Origin of the sequence: Desulfonatronospira sp. MSAO_Bac3, from assembly GCF_003838035.1 — a bacterium.
GTDB classification, from domain to species: domain Bacteria; phylum Desulfobacterota; class Desulfovibrionia; order Desulfovibrionales; family Desulfonatronovibrionaceae; genus Desulfonatronospira; species Desulfonatronospira thiodismutans.
Genome location: NZ_QYZY01000331.1, coordinates 1 through 3,479, shown reverse-complemented (window position 1 = coordinate 3,479; position 3,479 = coordinate 1). Strand labels below are relative to the sequence as shown.

Sequence of the window (3,479 nt, the reverse complement as noted above, 5' to 3'; positions counted from 1 at the left end):
CTCCCTGGTGAGTAAACTTGATGGCATTGCCCACCAGGTTGGTCAGTATCTGTCGCAGACGTCCGGGGTCGCCCTGGACCTGGGCCGGCACATCCGGATCAGGCAGACAGATCAGTTCCAGCCCCTTTTCATCAGCCCGTACAGCCATAAGAGAGGCCAGGTCTTCAAGCAGGTAGCGCAGGTTGAAGTCTACGCTTTCCAGTTCCAGACGACCGGCCTCGATTTTGGAAAAGTCCAGGATGTCGTTTATCAAGGCCAGCAAAGCCTCGCCGCTGCTCTGGATGGATTCGGCCAGGCTTCTTTGTTCCGGACGAAGCTCGGTATCCATAAGCAGATCCGTCATGCCGATCACACCATTCATAGGAGTACGGATTTCGTGGCTCATATTGGCCAGAAATTCAGACTTGGCCTGAGTGGCTATTTCAGCCTGCTCCATGGCATCTTTAAGGTCCTGCTCCCTGCTCTGTCTGAGTTGGGCATTGACCAACAGCTTTGCCAGTAATGCAAACAGATTTATCTCGGAATCCGACCATGTCCTGGTAGACCGGACCGAATCCAGGCCGACAAACCCCAGGCATCCTTCAGGACCCATAAGAGGAATGGCCAGCAAAGACTGTATATCCTGAAATTCAAGGTGAAGTCTAAAAGGGTCATTATTATCAAGCTTAGAAACATCGGGCAGGTAAAAAGGCCGGCCTTCATTGTGCATTCGTACATGCTCCGGGTTGAGAGCAAGAGGGATTTTCTGGAGGTTGTCAATTTGCGGCTCTATTCCAGGGGCGCACCATTCATGGGTGTTGGTCATGACATGGTTTTCATAATCATAGTAAAAAATATAAACCCGGTCAGTCCCGGTGAATTGCCCCAGACGCATCAGAGCTCTGTCAGTAGCCTGATTCAGGTTGTCGGTTGGAACATTGAGAAAGTCCATGGCCAGGTCCATGAGCAGGCGTTGCAGATCCAGGCGGTAGTTGAGTGACTGCTCGTTTTCGGCAAGCTTTTCCAGATTCCTGGAATTGCGTAGAGCAATGGCTGCAAGGTCCCCGAAGGACTTGGCGGCATTTGCGTCTTTTTCTGTAAATCCACCAGGCTTGTTGGCCAGTCCGATTATCCCCACGGTTTTTTCGTCCAGAACAAGCGGAGCAAAAAGAACATTGTCCAGCTGAACATGCCCCGGCGGCATGAAGTCCATCCATTGACTGTTCATGAAGTCATTTTCAAATACTACAGCATTCAGGCTGTATGACTGGGCCCTGAGCCCCCGGATGGGCATGGGCAGCGCCGGATCTACATAGCAGGGTCTTCCTCCAGACTCCAGGAAAACCAGTTCATTTTCCCGGCCGTCATCGGCCAGCAGGGCCACATAGCCTGCACTGGAGCCTATCAGGCTGGACACACTGTCAAATATATGCCTGGCAGCGGATGGAAAGTCCTTAGTTGTCAGTATGGCTCTTGCCGACTCAAACATGCTGGAAAGATGAGCTTCAGAACGTCTGGACTCCTCTATAGCCTGCTGCATTACATCATGTTTATGTTTCTGGATTGTTATATCCCTGGCTACATGCACACTGCCCAGAATAAATCCACCGGCATCTCGAAAAGGTGTAGTGGTGACATTAAAATACCCATGCAGTCTTTCTTCAAAAACTTCTGCATTCTCCTCATTCCGGCTTCTCAACGTTCTGGAATGTGGACAGAAATCCGGGGGAGCCGACAATCCGTGAACTACTTCATAACAGAAACGTCCCTCAATTTCCCTGGGTTGTAAACCAAGATGCTCGGCCATGGCGTTATTAACCCTCAGGATGCGATGGTCATTATCTACCAGGGCAATCAAGTCAGGTAGGGCTTCAAAAGTGGACTGCCATTGATCCTGGGCAAGCTTTCTGTCTGAAATATCTGAAACAAAACCCTGGAAATGGGAGGCTTTTCCTTTGGCATCAGTTACAGCCTGAATACTCCCTGATGCCCAGAATACTGTACCATCCCGTCGAATCTGCCTGCACTCGTAATTTTTGACTATCCCGTGCAGATCCAGAAGATGCCTGACCTCTTCCCACTGAACTGGATCAGCAAACAACTGTGTTGCAATATCGGTTACTGAAGCGATAAGATCCCGGGGGGATGAGTAGCCGAATATTTCAGCCAGGGCTCGGTTTGCATAAATAAACCGACCTTCAAGAGTTGTCTTAAAAATGCCGATGGTGGCTTTATCCAGGATGTCCTGAGCATCCGGTAAGACAGATTGCTCAGACTGATCCTGGTCATTTAAGCTGGTTGGTCTCGTTGACATCACTATCTCCAAGGCTGGATAAGTAGTTCAGAAGAAAGCAGGTGACAGGCACTCCGCAGTTATTGCTGTTAATGCTCCTGCCCGAAAAACTTACTGAACACCCTTTGAAAATCCTCGTGATTCACCGGTTTGCCTATGTAATCATCCATTCCGGCCTCCAGAAATCTCTCCCGGTCACCAGGCTGGGTATGGGCGGTTACAGCGATTATTGGAATTCGGGGATTGGGGGATTGAGGAATTGAGGTATTGAGGAAATCCGGGATACGTTTTCCCATCTCTGACGTCTGGTCTCCGTCCTCTGTCTCCTGACCTCTGACTTCTGCGCCATGCTCCATGCCTGCCCCGTGAAACAGCCCAAAGGGCTCCCTGTCGCAGACTGGGGTTTCACTGGGGCCCCATGCCCCATGCTCCATGCTTCTTATCCGCTGCGTCGCCTCCACCCCGGTCATACCAGGCATTTGAATGTCCATGAGTATGCAGTCAAAGTTCTGTTCCTGGAAAAGGTCTACGGCTTCCTGCCCGTTATTGGCCAGGACGACATTATGGCCCTGCTTTTCCAGCATCTTTTTCATAAATAACTGATTCAAGTTATCGTCTTCTGCCAGCAGGATATCTAAGTGCTTTTTCGAATCTTGCTGATTAGCGGCTGCAATAGCAGATTCTAAGTGATCTACAGGCGGCAAGGCAAAGGGCAGGACCACGTGCACTGTGGTCCCCCGGTCCACTTCACTTTCAACGGAAATGTTTCCGTTCATCAAATCCACCAGGCGTTTGACTAAGGACAGGCCAAGGCCTGCGCCCTGGTATTTGCGTGTATACGATCCATCCACCTGTACAAAGGGGTTGAACAGATCACTCAACCTGTCCTCAGGGATACCGATTCCGGTATCGAAGACGGAAAACTGCACCCTGACATCTCCTCCTTTGGTCGCAGATAGAGGGGTCAGCTGGACCTGCACGGACCCTTGTTCTGTAAATTTCAGGGCATTGCCCACTAAGGTGAACATAACCTGCTTGACCCGGGTCGCGTCTCCTATGACTTCTGCCGGAACATTGGAGTCCATTAAAAATTCCAGGGCGAGTCCCTTTTGATGGCCTTCTGCCGAAAACAGACCGGATAAGGACTCAAGCAGTTCCTGGAGGCTGAAATGTGCAGGGCAGATGATCATTTTGCCCGCTTCTATAT

The 3,479-nt window shown here is 50.5% G+C and carries 2 protein-coding genes; both read right to left on the bottom strand.

Annotated elements, in window-relative coordinates; all coding sequences use genetic code 11:
• Positions 1 to 2,293: PAS domain S-box protein (locus tag D5S03_RS11645; protein ID WP_287044141.1), on the bottom strand; the 2,293-nt coding region annotated here is incomplete at its 3' end.
• Positions 2,294 to 2,361: 68 nt separating this feature from the next.
• On the bottom strand, positions 2,362 to 3,479 hold a 1,118-nt coding region (locus D5S03_RS11640), incomplete at its 5' end, for an ATP-binding protein (protein ID WP_287044139.1).